17 protein-coding genes are annotated in these 16,336 nt (G+C 65.1%); 14 read left to right on the top strand and 3 right to left on the bottom strand.

Annotated elements, in window-relative coordinates; genetic code table 11:
- Positions 1–56 precede the first annotated feature (56 nt).
- The gene (locus tag JJ918_RS04405; protein WP_291883791.1) at positions 57–686 is read right to left on the bottom strand and encodes a LysE family translocator; all 630 of its coding nucleotides are present in this window, start codon (positions 684–686) and stop codon (positions 57–59) included.
- A 245-nt stretch (positions 687–931) separates the two neighbouring features.
- On the opposite strand from JJ918_RS04405, the gene JJ918_RS04410 reads away from it, so the two are divergent.
- The 12 genes from JJ918_RS04410 to JJ918_RS04465 all read left to right on the top strand — a co-directional run bounded on the left by JJ918_RS04410 (position 932) and on the right by JJ918_RS04465 (position 11,648).
- On the top strand, positions 932–1,990 hold the full coding sequence (locus JJ918_RS04410) for a hypothetical protein (RefSeq protein WP_291883793.1): 1,059 nt from the start codon (positions 932–934) through the stop codon (positions 1,988–1,990).
- A gap of 109 nt (positions 1,991–2,099) precedes the next feature.
- A complete protein-coding gene (gene ykgO, locus JJ918_RS04415; protein WP_075188610.1) occupies positions 2,100–2,225 on the top strand; it encodes a type B 50S ribosomal protein L36 in 126 nt (41 codons plus the stop codon).
- 104 nt (positions 2,226–2,329) lie between these two features.
- Positions 2,330–2,935, top strand: coding sequence for an HAD family phosphatase (locus JJ918_RS04420; protein WP_291883797.1), 606 nt, complete (start codon positions 2,330–2,332; stop codon positions 2,933–2,935).
- Between the two features lie 171 nt (positions 2,936–3,106).
- The gene (locus JJ918_RS04425; protein WP_291883800.1) at positions 3,107–4,288 is read left to right on the top strand and encodes an acyl-CoA dehydrogenase family protein; all 1,182 of its coding nucleotides are present in this window, start codon (positions 3,107–3,109) and stop codon (positions 4,286–4,288) included.
- 3 nt (positions 4,289–4,291) lie between these two features.
- Positions 4,292–5,368 (top strand): acyl-CoA dehydrogenase, encoded by a 1,077-nt coding sequence (locus JJ918_RS04430; protein ID WP_291883803.1) that lies wholly within the window; start codon positions 4,292–4,294, stop codon positions 5,366–5,368.
- 177 nt (positions 5,369–5,545) lie between these two features.
- On the top strand, positions 5,546–8,176 hold the full coding sequence (locus JJ918_RS04435; protein ID WP_291883805.1) for an ATP-binding protein: 2,631 nt from the start codon (positions 5,546–5,548) through the stop codon (positions 8,174–8,176).
- A complete protein-coding gene (locus tag JJ918_RS04440) occupies positions 8,163–8,642 on the top strand; it encodes a response regulator (protein WP_291883806.1) in 480 nt (159 codons plus the stop codon). The genes JJ918_RS04435 and JJ918_RS04440 overlap by 14 nt, the downstream gene beginning before the upstream one ends.
- A gap of 63 nt (positions 8,643–8,705) precedes the next feature.
- Positions 8,706–9,287, top strand: a complete 582-nt coding sequence (locus JJ918_RS04445; protein ID WP_291883808.1) for a tetratricopeptide repeat protein — start codon at positions 8,706–8,708, stop codon at positions 9,285–9,287.
- A 4-nt stretch (positions 9,288–9,291) separates the two neighbouring features.
- A complete protein-coding gene (locus tag JJ918_RS04450) occupies positions 9,292–10,263 on the top strand; it encodes an alpha/beta hydrolase (RefSeq protein WP_291883810.1) in 972 nt (323 codons plus the stop codon).
- 55 nt (positions 10,264–10,318) lie between these two features.
- Positions 10,319–10,609 carry a DUF2312 domain-containing protein gene (locus JJ918_RS04455; RefSeq protein WP_291883812.1) on the top strand — a complete coding sequence of 97 codons (291 nt, stop codon included), beginning with the start codon at positions 10,319–10,321 and terminating at the stop codon, positions 10,607–10,609.
- A 29-nt stretch (positions 10,610–10,638) separates the two neighbouring features.
- Positions 10,639–11,106 carry a hypothetical protein gene (locus JJ918_RS04460; protein WP_291883814.1) on the top strand — a complete coding sequence of 156 codons (468 nt, stop codon included), beginning with the start codon at positions 10,639–10,641 and terminating at the stop codon, positions 11,104–11,106.
- A gap of 110 nt (positions 11,107–11,216) precedes the next feature.
- Entirely contained in the window at positions 11,217–11,648 is a 432-nt protein-coding gene (locus tag JJ918_RS04465) for a hypothetical protein (protein ID WP_291883817.1), read from the top strand.
- Between the two features lie 200 nt (positions 11,649–11,848).
- Here JJ918_RS04465 and JJ918_RS04470 read toward each other — a convergent pair whose 3' ends face one another.
- Positions 11,849–13,309, bottom strand: coding sequence for a sigma-54 dependent transcriptional regulator (locus JJ918_RS04470; RefSeq protein WP_291883819.1), 1,461 nt, complete (start codon positions 13,307–13,309; stop codon positions 11,849–11,851).
- Between the two features lie 185 nt (positions 13,310–13,494).
- Between JJ918_RS04470 and JJ918_RS04475 the strand changes: the two genes are divergently transcribed.
- Both JJ918_RS04475 and JJ918_RS04480 read left to right on the top strand, forming a co-directional pair.
- On the top strand, positions 13,495–14,343 hold the full coding sequence (locus JJ918_RS04475; RefSeq protein WP_291883821.1) for a CPBP family intramembrane glutamic endopeptidase: 849 nt from the start codon (positions 13,495–13,497) through the stop codon (positions 14,341–14,343).
- 37 nt (positions 14,344–14,380) lie between these two features.
- The gene (locus JJ918_RS04480) at positions 14,381–15,334 is read left to right on the top strand and encodes an alpha/beta hydrolase (RefSeq protein ID WP_291883824.1); all 954 of its coding nucleotides are present in this window, start codon (positions 14,381–14,383) and stop codon (positions 15,332–15,334) included.
- A gap of 715 nt (positions 15,335–16,049) precedes the next feature.
- On the opposite strand, the gene JJ918_RS04485 is transcribed toward JJ918_RS04480, so the two are convergent.
- Complete coding sequence (locus tag JJ918_RS04485; RefSeq protein WP_291883826.1) at positions 16,050–16,298, bottom strand: hypothetical protein; 249 nt, start codon at positions 16,296–16,298, stop codon at positions 16,050–16,052.
- Positions 16,299–16,336 lie beyond the last annotated feature (38 nt).

The raw sequence follows: 16,336 nt of genomic DNA on the forward strand, positions 1-16,336 counted from the left end.
CGCGCACACTATGAAGGCTTTGCGGCGCGAACAACTGACGATGTGGTAAGCTTCGCTCACGCTGTGCGCCGCAAGCCCGCCAGCAAGCCACCGACAGCGATCTGGCACACGCCGCACACGCGCTCGCGCCAGACAAGACCCGCCGGTCCGCGCACAAAGGCCCCGCCCGTCGCCCCCAACGCGGCATAGCCGGCCAGAATCGGCAGTTCAGTGCCGTGCATGATGGCCAGCATCAGAAGATAGTCGGAGCCGCCAGTCTGCCCCGGAATGATGAATTGCGGCAGCAGAGCGCCAAAGAACAGCACCGATTTGGGATTGCCCAGCTGCTTGACCAGGCCCTGGGTAAAGGCCGGTCCGGCCAGCTCCGCCACCGTTGCCGGCTGCGGCCGGGCTGCCACCTTGCGGGCATTGCGCAGGGTCGAGACCCCCAGCCAGACGAGGTAGGCCGCCCCCGCCCACTTGATCACCGTAAACAGCAGGGCCGAGCTGACGAGGACCGCCCCCAATCCGAAAACCGACAGCGCGAAATAGATCGTATTGCCCGCAAGCACGCCGGCCGCCGTCGCCACGCCCGCCCAGAAACCGCGTGCCATGCCCTGGGTGGAAACCAGCAGCACGGCCGGCCCCGGGCTCAGCGACATGGCGATGTGCATGCCCGTGAAGGCAAGGATGAGTTCGGGTGTCATGCGGCGCTCCGGCACGGTGGAGCGTTTCACCTAGGGCAGGTGTCAGCGCCAGTACACGTCCCGACCGGACCGGATGCCACAAACACGCCCGTCTGCATGCTACGGCAGCAGACCTGCCTCACCAGGAGGCAAGCCCGCTCGCCGGTTCGATTCGCCCCGGCGCGCGCACTGATATAGATTGGTTAACGAGAGTGGAAACGGGTGCATCGCCAGTGCTGCGGGGCATGGGGAAACCGGGGGAGTTCATGTTCGATATTATTACCGGACTCGGTGTGACCGGCTGGACCGGCATTGCCCTGATCTGCGCCTTGCTGGTCAGCCTGGCAGCCTGGCAGAACAGCCGTCATGCCGAGCGGGAAGACGAGCGGGATGCGCATGAACGCGCCGGGACCGCGAGCCGGTCTGCCCCCTCGAGCAGCACCGCCGCCGCGCCCCGCCCCGCTGCAGCCACCGCTACCGCCCGCACGATACAGACGCCGCCGCGCCCGGATCCCCTGCCCGCCAGTCAGCGCAGCGCGCCCGGCAATGGCGGCGACGACAATCTGTCACCCTATGAAGCCTACAGGGCCATGATCGACAAGCGGGTGCAGGACTTCGCCCGGTCCCGCGGCAGTCTCGTCCTGCCGATCGTGCATCATGAGGTGGACGAGTATATCGACACCGACACGGCCATCGAAGCGATCGACCTGATCCGCCACGCGCCGGACAATGCGCCGATCGATATTGTCCTGCACACACCGGGCGGGATCGCTTCGGCGACCCAGCAGATCCTGCATGCGCTGAAACACCATCCCGGCCGCAAGACGGCTTTCGTGCCCTATCGTGCGAAGTCGGCGGGCACGATGATTGCCCTGGCTTGCGACGAGATCGTCATGGGCACAAGTGCCGTGCTGGGTCCGATCGATCCGCAATATGCCTGGATGCCTGCGCCGATCCTGGCGGCGCTGACCGAACACAAATCGGCCGACCGCGTCAGCGACGAGATGCTGATCCTCTCGAAGATGGCCCAGCAGGCCGTCGACGAGGCCCGGCGGTTTTCCTGCGACTATGTCAACGACGCTCACAAGCAGGACGGCACGTGTGCGCTGACCAACGACCTGATCGGCGGCGGGCGCAATCATGACTATCCGATCCTGCCGCACGAGGCCGCCAGCTTCGGACTGAATATCTCGACGGCGATGCCGGAAGCCGCTTTCGGCATCTGCCAGCCGCCGCCGAAGGACGATCCCGTGCTGATTGTGTCGATGATGAACAGCCAGCCTGAACGCGATGGCGGAGCGCCGGTCGCTCCGGTCTTCCGCTGAGCCCCGCGTCAGGCGCAGATCGAGCGCACAGACGATGTTGACAGGACGCTTTGGCTCCCGTATCTCCCGCGCTCCTTTTTAACACGCTTACCAACGTGAAGGCCGAACGATGAAAGTCCGCAGCTCGATCAAATCGCTGAAGAACCGCCACCGCGATTGCCAGGTCGTGAAGCGCCGTGGCCGTATCTACGTCATCAACAAGACCGATCCGCGCTTCAAGGCTCGCGCCGGCTAGCCGGCTGCTGCCGGACCTGCCCGCAGGTTCCAGCGCGCCCATATCGACTTGTCGCCTAGCCCGTGCACCCAGGTGCGCGGGTTTTGCGTTTTGGAGGCACCAGCATGACGACCAAAGCCGTCCTGTGGGATCTGGGCAATGTCCTTCTCGACTGGTCCCCGCGCCGCTTCTACGAAAAACTCTTCCGCACGCCTGAGGAAGTCGACCACTTCCTGGGCGAGGTCTGCACGATGGACTGGCATGCGGCGCATGACCGCGGCGTGCCCATGGCCGAGAATCGCGAGCCCCTGATCGCAAAATATCCCCACTACGAAGACGCGATCCGCGCCTGGGAAACCGGCCTGGACCGCATGCTCGACGGCAGTGTTCCGGGCACGGACATCGTCATGGACACGCTGGCCGAACGCGGGGTGCCGCAATACGCGCTCACCAACCTGCCGGCAGAATGGGTGGAACCGGTCAACATGCTCTACCCGCAGATGGCGCACATGAAGGACGTCATCGTCTCGGCCCATGAAGGCGTCATCAAGCCGGACCGCCGGATCTACGAGATCACGGCCATGCGCTTGCCCTTCGCGCCTGAGGAGGTCGTGTTCTTCGATGATCGTGAGAACAATGTCACCGCAGCGCGCGAATTCGGCTTTGACGCCGAAGTGTTCCGGGGTGAAGGCCCGCTGAAAACCGCCCTTGCAGCCCGCGGACTGCTCTGATCGGCCAGACCTGCGCCGCACCGCCGCACCAAATGCTGCATCTGCGCACTATTCACCTCGCATCCTTTCGCCTTTAATGCGTACCCAGTCATCGAAAGCGGGAAGTCCGGCGTAAGACCGGGTACCGCATTCGTTCGGGAAAGCGGTCGAAAAGGGCGCGAGGAGACAAGCATGGACCTGAATTTCACCCCGGAGGAGGAGGCCTTCCGCGAGGAAGTGCGCACATTCCTCAAGGACAATCTGTCCGAGGACCTAGCCACCAAGGTTCGCAATGGGCGCGAACTGAACAAGCAGGATATCGAGAGCTGGCACGCTCTGCTGCAGACCCGCAGCTGGCTGGCGGCAACCTGGCCGGAAGAATATGGCGGCCCCGGCTGGAATGCCGTGCAGCGTCACATCTTCGAGGAAGAATGCGCCTTCGCGAACGCGCCGCGCATTGTCCCGTTCGGCCTGGGCATGCTGGGTCCGGTGCTGATCAAGTTCGGCACCGAGGAACAGAAGAAGACGATCCTGCCGCGCATCCTGTCCGGCGAGGACTGGTGGTGCCAGGGCTATTCCGAGCCCGGCGCCGGCTCCGACCTGGCGAGCCTGAAGACCCGCGCCGTGCGCGATGGCGACGACTACATCATCAATGGTCAGAAGACCTGGACCACGCTGGGCCAGTTCGCCGACAAGATTTTCTGCCTCGTGCGCACCTCGACCGAGGGCAAGCCGCAGCAGGGCATCTCCTTCGTGCTGGTGGACCTGAAGACGCCCGGGATCGAGATGCGGCCGATCAAGCTGATCGAAGGCGGCTATGAGGTGAACGAGGTCTTCTTCACCGATGTCCGCGTGCCGGTCTCCAATCGCGTCGGCGAGGAGAATCAGGGCTGGACGATCGCGAAGTATCTCCTGGGCCACGAGCGCACCAATATCGCCGGTGTGGGCGCGTCGACCGAGGCGCTGAACCAGCTCAAGGCGCTGGGCCGCAAGGTGAAGCGTTATGGCAAACCGCTAGCGGCCGATCCGCTGTTCGCGGCCAGGGTCGCCGAGGTCGAGATCGATCTGGAAGCCATGCGCATGACCAATCTGCGCATGCTGTTCGGCACGTCTGACGCCCAAGGCTCGGTGTCTTCGATGCTGAAGATCAAGGGCACGGTGATCCGCCAGGAGATCAACGATCTCGCTCGCCGTGCACTGGGCCCGGCCGCCTCGCCCTTCCCATCCGAAGACGTGATCGGCAATTACGGCATCGCGCCGCCGGAAGCGGCCGCGAACGCTGCCAACTATTTCAACAATCGCAAGCTTTCGATCTTTGGCGGATCGAACGAGATCCAGCGCAACATCATCGCCAAAGAGACGTTCGGAGCCTGATCCATGGATTTCACACCGACAGACGACCGCCGGATGATCGCGGACAGCCTGCGCCGCTTCCTGTCCGATACCTATCCGATCGAGCACCGCAACAAGGTCGCCTATGACGGGGCGTTCCACGATCCGGACGGCTGGGCCGGGCTTGCCGAGCTGGGCATCATGGGCGCGCTGGTCTCCGAGGATGATGGCGGATTCGGCGGCGCCGGCTTCGACATCACGACCGTGTTCGAGGAAATGGGTCGCAAGATCTGCCCGGAACCGCTTCTGGCCAACCTCATGGCGCTGCGCCTCTACGCCGCCTTCGGCAAGTCCGAGCGGATCGAGGCCATTGTCGCAGGTTCGGAACGTGCAGCCTTTGCTTTCGACGAAAGCGACAGCTTCGGCGATCTGGGCGAGATTTCCACCACATTCGAGGGCGGCAAGCTGACCGGTCGCAAGACCGTGGTCTATGGCGGCCAGGCTGCCGACTGGATCCTGGTTGCAGCAAAGTCCGGCGGCAAGCTGGGGCTCTACGAGGTCAAGGCGTCCGACGCCGAAGTCCTCGCCTATCCGATGATCGACGGCGGCGGTGCCGCAGAGATCGTGCTCGACGGCACCCCGTCCGAATGCATTGCAGAAGAGGCCACGGACGCCATCGAAGCCGCGCTCGACGCCGGCCGCCTGGCCCTGTGCGCCGAAGCGGTGGGCGCGATGGATGTGCTCAAGGAGATGACGCGCGACTATCTCATGCAGCGTCAGCAGTTCGGCCGCCCGATCGCGCTCTTCCAGGCACTGCAGCATCGCCTCGTCGATTTCTCCATCGAGATCGAACAGGCTCGCTCCATCGTCATCCATGCCGGCGGCAAGTTCGAGACGGAAGAACGCGCCCTGGCTGTGGCCAAGGCGAAGAACCTGATCGGCCGGGCCGGCAAGCTGGTCGCCGAAGAAGCCGTGCAGATGCATGGCGGCATCGGTATGACCTGGGAATATGCCGGTTCGCACTATGCCAAGCGCCTGATCATGATCGACCACCAGCTGGGCGATACGGAAGATCAGCTGCGCAAGGTGATGGCGCTGACGGATATCTCATCGGCCGCCTGACACGACTGCGGAGCGTCTTGCCTGACAGGCCGCGGCCCTCGCCGCGGCCTGTTTCATTTTGTCCGGACACACTGGATTTCACGACTCCCGCTCAGCGTGTACGGGATTGTGAAATCACCGAATCGACGGCCTAATTCCCGATCGGACGGGGAGGCCGATCCGGGCATGAATGAAAACATGAAAGCTGCCGGCGTCGGCCTGGCCTGCTTGGTGCTGGGCGAGTTGGCACTTCTTCTCTCGGTACCGCCGGGCTTCTTTGTGCCCGTCTGGCCCGCCGCTGGCATCGCCGTGGCAGCAACCGCGATGTGGGGCCGGCGCATGCTGGTTCCGGTCGGTCTTGCCACGCTGATTGTGGCCGCCGATCTGGCCCTGCGCCATTTCCACACGACACCGGGGGAAGCCGCAGTCTTCGCCCTGTGCGCGGCAACCGGCTCGATCCTGCAGGGCGAGGTCGGTCTGCGCGTTCTGCGCCGTATCAGCCCGGACCGGAAATGGACGCTGGAAACCGGCCGCGAGATCCTGCTGGTCACTGCAGTAGCCGGTCCGCTGGCGGCGATCCCGATGGCTCTTGCCTTTCCGGTCGGGGTCAGCCTGGCAGGTCTGGAGCCCGCTTTCAGCAACGCCCCTGTCTATCTGAAGTCCTGGCTGTCGAGTGCCATCGGAATTGTCCTGGTGACGCCGCTGGCGCTGCTGCTGGCAGAACCGGAGCAGATCAGCCGCCGACGGAAGCTGGCCGTTGTGATACCGGCAGCAATCCTCCTGGCCATCGCCATGACGGTATTCATTTTCAGCCGGGCCGACGGCGTGAACGACCGGCGGGAAGCCTTCGCGAGCCTGGTCGCGAGAGACCAGCAAGCGATCACCGAGACCCTTGACCGGCTGCGGCATCGCCTGACCCAGCTGGGCGGACTGTTCGCAGCATCGGAGACCGTGACGGAAGACGAGTTCGACGTCTTCGTGTCCATCGCCTTTTCCGGCAATGTTCAGGCTGAGGATGTCAGATGGGCGCCCCGCCTGTCCGATCCCGCCGACGCGGCGGAGATGGAGCATCAGGCCTTTGCCCTCGACGCTAATCGGCAGGTCCAGGTCTTCCCGCTTGCACAGAGCGGCGACGGTGTCGCAACCAGCATGACCGGGCTCGACATGCCCGGCATACTCGACGCCATTCTCGACGGTGCGCCCGTGGTCGCCCGCCGTTTCGAGCATGGCGCCCCGGTGCGAGCGGGAGAAGCAGGACCCCATGGCCATTCCCTTCTCATTGCCGCTCCGTCCTATGCAGGGCGGACCCCTCCGGCCAGCCGCGAGGAAAGGCTTCAGCAATTAAGCGGCGTGGCGCTTGGCCGGATCACGCTTTCCGCGCTCGTTGCGAACGCGATGTCCCGGCACGTTTCCGACTATCGGCTGGCGATCAATGATGTCTCGCCCGGTGACGCCCATTCCGTGCTCGGCGCTCCGGTTGCCCTGTCCCCGCTGAGTGTCGTCCACCAGCTCGACATCGGCGGTCTTTCACTGGAGTTCGTCTACACCGCGACACCCGGATATCTCGCCCGCAACCAGGACCTCCTGTCCTGGGCCACACTGATCACCGGGCTGGCCTTCATCACCGTGTTGAACGCGCTCACCCTGCTCAGCACCGCCCGGACCGACCTCGTCCAGCGCCTCGTCGTTCGCAAGACGGCCGAAGCGGAGAGCCTGTCGCGCAACCTCTCCCTGATTCTCGAGAACGCCGCTGACGGCATCCTGGGAATTGGCGCCGACGGTCTTGCCACCATCGTCAATCCCGCCGCCGCCCGCCTCCTGGGATACGCGCCGGAAGAACTGACAGGCACGCTCATTCACGACGTGATCCACCCGGTTGATTCCGAGGGCAGGCCGCACAGCCGCGCGGACTGCCCCATGGTTTCGGCGACACGCGAGGAGCCGGTCCGCAATGGTATCGAGCCCTTCCGCCGGCGCGACGGATCCAGTTTCACGGCCGAATTTTCCAGCGAGCCCATGCTGGACGAGCGGGGCCGTCTGCTGGGTGTCGTCACCGTGTTCCGCGACATCACCGACCGCCAGCAGGCCCAGGCCGAGCGCGAGCGTTTCATTGCCGAACTCTCCAGGGCCAACGAAGAACTGGAACGTTTCGCTTTCGCCGCGAGCCACGATCTGCAGGAGCCGTTGCGCCTGATCTCCAACTTCAATGCACTCCTGGCGCGCCGCTATGACAGTGCGCTCGACGATGCCGGGCGCAGCTATATCCAGCACTCCATCAAGGCGGCAGAACGCATGCAGGCGCTGATCGCCGACCTGCTGGCCTATGGCCGGCTGAACTATGATTCCGAACCGCGCGAGGTGGACGTCGCGCTGGGCGACATTGCCGAGGACGCGATCCGGAACCTGCAGACCGCGATCGACAAGGCACAGGCCCGGGTCGAAATCTCGGACCTGCCCTCAATTCGCGGCAGCCGGGCCCAGCTGACCCAGCTGATGCAGAACCTGATCGGCAATGCCATCAAGTATCACCGTTCCGGCAACGCCGTTCATGTCAGCGTCGATGCGCGCGAAGAGGACGACGTCTGGCGGATCAGCGTCGCCGACAATGGCATCGGCATTGCGCCGCAATACCGCGAACAGATTTTCCACCCCTTCAAGCGCCTGCACGCCAAGGACGAATATTCCGGCACCGGAATGGGGCTGGCGATTTGCCGAAAAATTATTGAGAGTCATGGAGGTGTGCTATGGGTGGAAGAGAGCCCGTCCGGTGGAAGCCTGTTCCTGTTCACACTGCCGAAAGCCATCGAACCGACACATGACCAACGCTGACAAGTCCGCCTCGAAAAGACCGCACATCCTGCTCGTCGAGGACAATGCCGGTGACGAATTCCTGGTCCTCGACGCGTTCGAGCAGGCCAGCTTCCCCTACGAGATGGAAGTCGTACGCAATGGCGAGGCTGCCCTGCAGCGCCTGCGTGGCGAAGGGGAGTTTGCCGGACAGCCCGTGCCCGATCTCGTCCTTCTGGATCTCAACCTGCCCAAGCTGGACGGCCGCGATGTGCTGCGCACCGTCAAGGGCGATGCCGATCTTGCCCAGGTGCCGGTCCTGATCCTGACGACCTCGTCCTCGCCCGACGATGTGGACACCTGCTACGCCCTGCACGCCAATGCCTACATGACCAAGCCCTTCGAGGTGGATGGCTATGAGGCGATCGTCCAGTCCATCGGGGCCTTCTGGTTCAATGTCGCGACATTGCCGCACCCCCTGCATCATGGCAGCCGGATCTCGTCTTAAATCCTCTCCACAATCTGTCTGCGGGTGCTGGACGCAGCCAGGGCAAAGGCTATCCTCTGCGCCATGATGAGCCTTTCCGCTTTCGTCCTGCTCGCGGGCCTGGTCCTGCAGGAGACGCCGCCGGCCGATGTCGAAGTCGCGCCGCGTACGGAATTCCGCACCCCGGAAGCCCGGCTGGAACAGCGGCTGGATGCGCTGGCGCAGGCGCAGACGCCGCGCGAGGCTGCACCGCTCGTCGATGAAATCCGCGCACTGTGGGCGCATTCCGGCAGCGACACGATCTCCCTGCTGATGGATCGCGGTGCCGCTGCGGAAGCGGCGGGCGATGTCGATATCGCCATCCGCATGTACGACCATGTCACACGGCTCGACCCGGATTTTGCCGAAGGCTGGCTGGCCGCCGGCCGCATGGCGGCCCGCGTCGAGGACTGGGCCTATGCGCTGGAGACGCTGAACACGGCGCTGACGCTGGAGCCACGGCGGTATGACGCCTATCTCACGCTCGGCCGGGTGCTGGAGCGGGCCGAGGAAACCGAGGCCGCGCTGGAAGCCTATGATGCAGCGCTGGCGATCTATCCGGCCCATGAGGACGCCCGGCAAGCCCGCGACCGTCTCGCCGACGCGCTCGCCGGCCGGTCCCTCTGAGGGCATGCCCCTCTGGCTTTATCTCCTTGCCGGTGCCTGTGCGCTCGCCGGTCTGGCCGCACTTCTGGCCCGTCACACGATCCGCCGCATCGAACAGGCGCACCCGCCCGGTGGCCGTTTCGCCGACATTTCGGGAACCCGGCTCCACTACCGCCGCAGCGGCGATCCGGAGCGCCCGGCCACACTGGTCCTGCACGGTGCGGCCTCCAATCTGGAAGAGCCGCACATGGCCCTGGCCGAGGCCTTTGACGGCGAGCATGTGATCTGGCTCGACCGGCCGGGTCTGGGTTGGTCGCAGCGGCCCGGCGGGACCTGGTCGCCCCGTCGCGAAGCCGAACTGATCGCGGCCTTTCTCGACCATCTCGATATTCCGGCCGCCACGGTGATCGGGCATTCCTGGGGCGGGGCCATTGCGATGCGCATGGCGATCGATCATCCGGCGCGCGTGGACGGGCTGGTCCTTGTGGCCCCGGCACTGTCGGCCTGGATCGGCACCGCCGCTTGGTTCAACTCCGCCAGTTTCTGGCCGGTGATCGGCCCGTTCCTGTCGCGCATCGCCGTACCGCTGGCCGGCCGCAGCCAGGCAACGTCGGGAGCTGTCGCGGCCTTTCGTCCCGAACCGGTTCCGGATGCCTATCTCGACCGGTCGGCGCTTCTGCTCCTGCTTCGCCCGCCGGTCTGGAAAGCCAATGCGCGGGACATGGCGATGGTCAATTCGCATCTGGAAGACCAGGAAACCGCCTACAGCACCATCGGGACACCGGCCGTGATACTCGCCGGCAAGGCCGATACCGTGGTCTGGTCGCACCGGCATGGCGGCCAGGTTGCGGCGCGCATGCCGCGCGGCGAGATGCGCTGGATTGCCGGTGCCGGCCACAACCTGCACCACCATCACCCGCAGGCCGTACTGCAGGCCGTCCACGATGTGCGCCGGCAACTGCGCGAAAGCGTGCACTCGGCTGGCGGAGCGGCTTGAGGCTGCCCGCTCGCGGATTTAGTCTCCCCGCCCGTCCCGAGAAGAGGTTTGCGACATGGCTTTCACCGACAACGTGCTTGAAGACTCCGGCCCCATCGACCAGTCCGACGCCATCGGCGGCGCCGCGCGCGAGCAGATCAAGGCCTTTGTCGCCCGGATCGAGCGTCTCGAGGAAGACAAGGCGAATGTCATGGCCGACATGAAAGAGGTCTATGCCGAAGCCAAATCCATGGGTTTCGACACCAAGATCCTCCGCAAGGTCGTGTCGCTGCGCAAGATCGACCGCCGCGAGCGCCAGGAAGCCGACGCGCTTCTGGAATTGTATCTGGGTGCCGTGGAAGGCTAAGCTGGCCGCCTCCCTGCAAAGGAGGCCCCATGTCTCGCAAGATCGACGAGAAGAAGACGAAGCGCGCCCTGCGCCGCCTCGACCGTGCCCGCAAGGCCGCGGAAGAGGCGGGGACGCCGGATCGCGAGCTGTCTGAATGGGAAGGCGAGTTCCTCGGATCGCTCGAGGAACGGCTGGAGACCTATGGCTCGGCCTTCAACGATCCGGACAAGGGCAATACCGAAGACGCGCTGTCGGCCCGCCAGGCGCTGAAGCTCCGCGAGATCGAGAAAAAGGCGAAGGGCAAGGCGCGGAAGCCGATGTCGCGGGGCAGCGGTTTCCGGCGCAAGACTGTCTCTTTTGCGCCCCGTAGCCGTGACATTCATGATGATCTGGAGCCCGATAGCGGCGACACAGGAGCTACATCGGGTGACATTTCGCCGGATCCGGTGGAAACGCCGGAAACCCGCCGCGCCCGGTTCCGGATTGTCGACCCGTCCGGGGACCCGGAGACATAGCGCGTCGACGTAGCGGCGTTTTAGCCTCCCGTTAAATCTGATCCCGGTTTGATCGCGCGCCGGCGCGGGCGTGCGGGTATCGTGTGGCGATCAAGAACACGGTATCGCCCATGCCCCACAACATCGCCCTTCTCGGCCAGCTGGAAGCTGCCCTTTTCGACGCCCTCGACGAGGCGGAAGCTGCCGGTCTCGGCACCGAAGCCGGTCGTGACGCCTTCCGCCGGGCCATGGCCTCGCTGGACACCACGGTGGAAAGCCGCACCGAGCGTCTCTACACGCCGCTCGCCGCCGATCCGCTGACCCGGGACTATGTCTCCCATCTCGACGGCCAGCTGAACGGGCTGACCACACGGATCGAGGTCCTGCGCACCCATATCGAACTCGGCCTGGAAACCGGCAGCCGGGAATTCGCCCGGCTCGACGCCTCTCTGACCCGGCTGGCGCGGCAGCTGAAAGTCCGCTTCAGCCGCGAGTCGGCGCTTATCCCTGTCTATTTCAGCTGGTGCGACCGTCACCCCGGCGACGCGCTCGCCAGCGCCTGATTCCGTCCCGCAGACGACGGACCGGGCCGGGCAGCCATGTCCGGCCCGGTCCTGTTTCGGCAGTTCCACAGCACCCCAAAGAAAACCGGGCCGGCCAAAGAAAACCGGGCCGGAAGGTGAAATCCTTCCGGCCCGGCGCTTGTGCCCCCACCCGGCCTGCCCGTGAAGTCCCGGTGGCAGGCGAGTTCTGGATGTCCGGATCAGCCCGCGGCGCGGACCCCGTCGACATCGAGATCGTATTCGCGGACCTTGCGGTAGAGCGTCGAGCGGCCGACGCCGAGGCGGCGGGCGACTTCGCTCATCCGGCCGGCATAGGTCTCGATGGCGAACTCGATCAGGTCGCGCTCGATCTCCTCGAGCGAACGCAGGTGACCGCCCTCGTCCATGATCTCGACCGGGCCGAGATCCGGCGCATTGGCCGCCATCTGCACGATCTCCCCGGCCAGCGTCTCGGCCGCCGAAGCCGGCATTTCGGCCTCGAAATCAGGCGTCAGGCCGGAGATCTGCGGGAAGTCCTCGGGCTTGAGCATGTCGCCATCCGAGAGGACGACGGCGCGGAACACCGCATTCTCCAGCTGACGCACATTGCCCGGCCAGTCATAGGCGGCCAGCAGCGCGTGCGTTTCCGGCGCGGCGTCGATGATCGACTTGTTTTCCTGGGCGTTGAAGCGGCCGATGAAATGGCGCACCAGCGCGGGAATGTCTTCCTTGCGGGCCTTCAGCGAGGGCACTTCGATCGGGAAGACGTTGAGACGATAGAACAGGTCCTCGCGGAAATTGCCCGCGGCCACCTGTTCGGCCAGATCGCGATTGGTGGCGGAGACGATCCGCACATTCACCTTGACCGGACGCTTGGAGCCGACCGGATCGACCTCGCCTTCCTGCAGGGCGCGCAGCAGCTTGACCTGCATGTCCAGCGGCAGCTCGCCGATCTCGTCGAGGAAGAGCGTGCCGCCATCGGCTTCCTGGAACTTGCCCATATGCTTGCCGACAGCGCCGGTGAAGGCCCCTTTTTCGTGACCGAACAGGGTGGATTCCACCAGGTTTTCCGGAATGGCGCCGCAGTTGACGGCGACGAAGGGACCGTCGGCACGCTTGGAGGCAGCCATGATGGATCCGGCGACCAGCTCCTTGCCGACGCCGCTTTCCCCGGTGATCAGGATCGGAATATCGGATTGCGCCGCGCGCTCACCCAGACGCACGACCTGTTTCATGGCCGGCGCGCCGGCAATCATGTCGGCAAAGCCCAGCTTGTTCGTCGCCTTGCGCGACAGACGCTGCACTTCGCCCGACAGGTTCTGCACCTTCAGGGCATTGCGGATCGACACCGCGATGCGTTCCGGGCTGGCCGGCTTGACGAAGAAATCGGAGGCCCCGGCCCGCATGGCCGCAACCACCGTCTCGATGCCGCCGGACGCCGTCAGCACGATGACCGGCAGGTCGATCTGCTTGCGTTGCAGGGCTTCCAGGGTCTCCATCCCGTCCATGCCGGGCATGATCAGGTCCAGCAGCATGACGTCGATCCCCGGGGACGCCACGCGATCCAGGGCAGCCTCGCCGCTGTCGGCGGTTTCGGCCTTGTAGCCCTGCTTCTCGATCACCGCCTGCAGAAGGCGGCGCTGTGTCGGATCGTCGTCCACGATCAGAACTGTTTTCACCATCTCACCCACGCCTTTTCGGTCGCCTTGTTTTCGCCGGGCCTTTGGCCTCGCTGTCCGTTCTGGACAGGGCGTTGATGCGAACCGTTATGGGACAGTCTTCTAAATTTCACGTTTAAGACGCGGCAACGACCGGTTAAGCATAAGCCGGGGACCCCGTCCGATTGCGGGGATGCGAGGGAGGCAGAATGCCGCCGGACAACGACACGCCTGCAGGCCGTCCTGCAGCGGACGCCGTACGCTGGCCTTTCGGGACCGGCGATGCGTTCGCACAGCTGCGTGCAGAAGATCACCGTCTGGCACTGATCCACTCCCTGCCCGGCATGGTGATCTGGCCGCTGGTGATGATGGCCCTCGCCTTTGCCTTCCAGTTCGCCGGCGGCTTCCTGTGGGCCCTGGCCGGCAGCCCCAAGGCCATCATCCATCTCGACACGGTTGCCTTTGCCGCGACGGCGCTGGCCTATTTTGCCTTCGCCGCCGTGATGTGGCGGTGGCTGCAGCGCGACGGCGCCCATCGCGGGACCTTCGCATTCTGGCCGCTGCGCGCCTCGGACATCCTGGCGACTTTCCTCGTCATGGTCTTCATGATCTTCGTCGCCGGCCATCTCACCCTGGCCTTCCACGAATTCGCCATGCTGGACCCCAGCCTGACCCTGTCGGGCGGGGCCACGCGCGACGAGGTCTCCAATGTCGACAATTTCATCCACTCGAATGCGGCGCTCTGGTCGATCATCCTGCTGACCCTGGTCGCCGCCCCGCTGGCCGAGGAGATCCTGTTTAGGGGATGGATGCTGCCCATGCTGGTCGCCCGCGGCGTGCCGGCGATGTTTGCCATCGCGATCTCGGCCCTCGCCTTCGGCCTGCTGCACACACCGCAGGGCCTGATGGTGATGACCTCGACCTTCCTTCTGGGTATCGCGCTGGGCATTGCCCGCATGGCGACCGGCCGGGTGACCGCACCGTTTCTGGGCCATGTCGCCAACAATGCCTGGGCGGTCTTCGCCGTTCCCGCCATTCTCGAACACGTTTCCGCGTGAGATTGACCTTCCCGGGGCGGAGGTCTAGCGCTAGGTCATGAACAAGAAAAACACCGCGGCCTCCCCGCGCCCGCCCGCACCGCTGATCCAGTTCGCTGGAGAAAAACCGCCGGCCCCGGACTGGTTTGCCAATGCCCTGGCCAAGCCGACCGAAGCGGGAACGGTGACGGTCGAGGGTGCGACGGTGTGCTGGAAAGCCTGGGGCCAGCGCGGTATGCCCGGGCTGATCCTGGTTCACGGCGGCGTCGCCCACAAGGACTGGTGGGACAGTATCGCGCCCTTCCTGGCCGACACGCGCCGCGTCGTGGCGCTCGACCTCACCGGCATGGGCGACAGCGATCACCGCGAGCGCTACTCGATGGACACTTACGCGCGCGAGGTTATTGCCGCCGGCGAGACCGGTGGCGCCTTCGACGCGGGCAAGCCCTTCCTGGTCGGCCATTCCTTCGGCGGTTTCGTGTCGCTGGCAACGGCCACAGATCACGGCGAGAAATTGCGCGGCGTGGCCGTGCTGGACAGCCCGATCCGGCCCGCCGACGAACAGCGCCGCTCCTCGCCGCCCAGCCGGGGCGGCACGGTCTATCCCAGCTTCCAGGCCGCCATGGAGCGCTTCCGCCTGCTGCCGGAGCAGCCCTGCGCCAACGCTTTCCTGCTGGACCATATCGCGCGCCAGAGCCTGAAACAGGCGACCCGGCCCGACGGCTCGCCCGGCTGGACCTGGAAGTTCGATCCGAAACTCTGGGACAAGCTGCACTACGACCGCCCGCCGCCGGCCCAGCTGGCCGACCGGCTGAACACGCGCGTCGCCCTGTTCCGCGGCCAGGACAGCCGTCTCGTCACCGACGAGATCTGGGCCTTCATGCGCGAGACCTTCGGTCCGGAAACCTCGATGATTTCCATCCCCGACGCCCAGCACCACCTCATCCTCGACCAGCCCATCGCCGTGGCCGCCGCACTGGAAGTCCTGACCGGCCCGGGCTGGGGGGTGTAGGACTCCCTTCTCCCCCTTCCGGGGAGAAGGTGCCGCGAAGCGGCGGATGAGGGGCGCGCGGCAGCGCCGCAAGGAGTCTCTGAGTGGCCGCTGCCGCGGCCGCCCCTCACCCTTCGTTGCTTTCAACAGGCCCCCGGCCTGTTGAATTCGCTACGCGAACCGCGCCTCAGTCCTCTCCCCGGCGGGGGAGAGGGGGAGCTGACACCGCTCCTGTTTTCCCCGAACCCGTTCCGGGGTCTGGTTGAGGAGCAAGACATAGCTGGCAGCGCGAAACCGGCCCGTTCGGCAGGCCCCGGAACATGTCCGGGGAAATTGGGTTGAGCGTATGTGAGGGAGAGGAGGGAGCTGAAGCGACAACCTCCTCCATCACCCTCCGCTTTTTCCCGGCCGGAGGCCCGGCCTTGAGCCGGGCAAAGCGCCGGGATCTGCGGGAGACTCATCGCTTGAAGCGATCTTCGGTCGGTCCCGGATCTGCAGCCTGCCTGCGCAGGCTTTCGTCCGGGAAAAATGGGGGGTGGAAGAGGGAGAACGAGCGCAACAAACACCGTCACCCTGACGAAAGTCAGGGCCCAGTTCATAGAGCGAGGCGGTCGCGAGTTCGCACTTATCCCGCACATCGCCACAGATCAGACCGAGCCCGCCTGGCGAAAATATCCCTTTACGATCTGGGTCCTGACCTTCGTCAGGATGACGGTTGATGGAGTGCAGACCCACCCTATTCCGGATGCGAGTCCAGTTCTTGGGCGACGTCTGTGGGGATGTCGGCGGGGCGGGAGGTGAAGGTGTTTTTAAGGGCACCGAAGATCGCCGCCAGAACGACGAGTGCCAGCCAGACGCCGCCGATCTGCAGCGCGCGCTGCGGCAGCGGGTCGATATAACCGAAATCGCGATAGGCCAGCCCCACCAGCGCGCCATAGACGCAAAGGGCTATCACGGCTGACCAGACGGCAAACGGTATCTTCATGGCGGCGCCCTCCCTTGACGGGAAAGCTAGCAAGCGCG

Source organism: Maricaulis sp. (genome assembly GCF_017642925.1).
Lineage (GTDB): Bacteria > Pseudomonadota > Alphaproteobacteria > Caulobacterales > Maricaulaceae > Maricaulis.

Excerpts from the sequence above, each read along its gene's own strand:
- JJ918_RS04470 (WP_291883819.1), bottom strand. The coding sequence starts at position 13,309 with ATGGTGAAAACAGTTCTGATCGTGGACGACGATCCGACACAGCGCCGC.
- JJ918_RS04445 (WP_291883808.1), top strand. The coding sequence starts at position 8,706 with ATGATGAGCCTTTCCGCTTTCGTCCTGCTCGCGGGCCTGGTCCTGCAG.
- JJ918_RS04480 (WP_291883824.1), top strand. The coding sequence starts at position 14,381 with ATGAACAAGAAAAACACCGCGGCCTCCCCGCGCCCGCCCGCACCGCTG.
- JJ918_RS04455 (WP_291883812.1), top strand. The coding sequence starts at position 10,319 with ATGGCTTTCACCGACAACGTGCTTGAAGACTCCGGCCCCATCGACCAG.
- JJ918_RS04450 (WP_291883810.1), top strand. The coding sequence starts at position 9,292 with ATGCCCCTCTGGCTTTATCTCCTTGCCGGTGCCTGTGCGCTCGCCGGT.
- JJ918_RS04440 (WP_291883806.1), top strand. The coding sequence starts at position 8,163 with ATGACCAACGCTGACAAGTCCGCCTCGAAAAGACCGCACATCCTGCTC.
- JJ918_RS04405 (WP_291883791.1), bottom strand. The coding sequence starts at position 686 with ATGACACCCGAACTCATCCTTGCCTTCACGGGCATGCACATCGCCATG.
- JJ918_RS04475 (WP_291883821.1), top strand. The coding sequence starts at position 13,495 with ATGCCGCCGGACAACGACACGCCTGCAGGCCGTCCTGCAGCGGACGCC.
- JJ918_RS04485 (WP_291883826.1), bottom strand. The coding sequence starts at position 16,298 with ATGAAGATACCGTTTGCCGTCTGGTCAGCCGTGATAGCCCTTTGCGTC.
- JJ918_RS04435 (WP_291883805.1), top strand. The coding sequence starts at position 5,546 with ATGAAAGCTGCCGGCGTCGGCCTGGCCTGCTTGGTGCTGGGCGAGTTG.
- JJ918_RS04420 (WP_291883797.1), top strand. The coding sequence starts at position 2,330 with ATGACGACCAAAGCCGTCCTGTGGGATCTGGGCAATGTCCTTCTCGAC.
- ykgO (WP_075188610.1), top strand. The coding sequence starts at position 2,100 with ATGAAAGTCCGCAGCTCGATCAAATCGCTGAAGAACCGCCACCGCGAT.
- JJ918_RS04430 (WP_291883803.1), top strand. The coding sequence starts at position 4,292 with ATGGATTTCACACCGACAGACGACCGCCGGATGATCGCGGACAGCCTG.
- JJ918_RS04460 (WP_291883814.1), top strand. The coding sequence starts at position 10,639 with ATGTCTCGCAAGATCGACGAGAAGAAGACGAAGCGCGCCCTGCGCCGC.
- JJ918_RS04410 (WP_291883793.1), top strand. The coding sequence starts at position 932 with ATGTTCGATATTATTACCGGACTCGGTGTGACCGGCTGGACCGGCATT.
- JJ918_RS04425 (WP_291883800.1), top strand. The coding sequence starts at position 3,107 with ATGGACCTGAATTTCACCCCGGAGGAGGAGGCCTTCCGCGAGGAAGTG.
- JJ918_RS04465 (WP_291883817.1), top strand. The coding sequence starts at position 11,217 with ATGCCCCACAACATCGCCCTTCTCGGCCAGCTGGAAGCTGCCCTTTTC.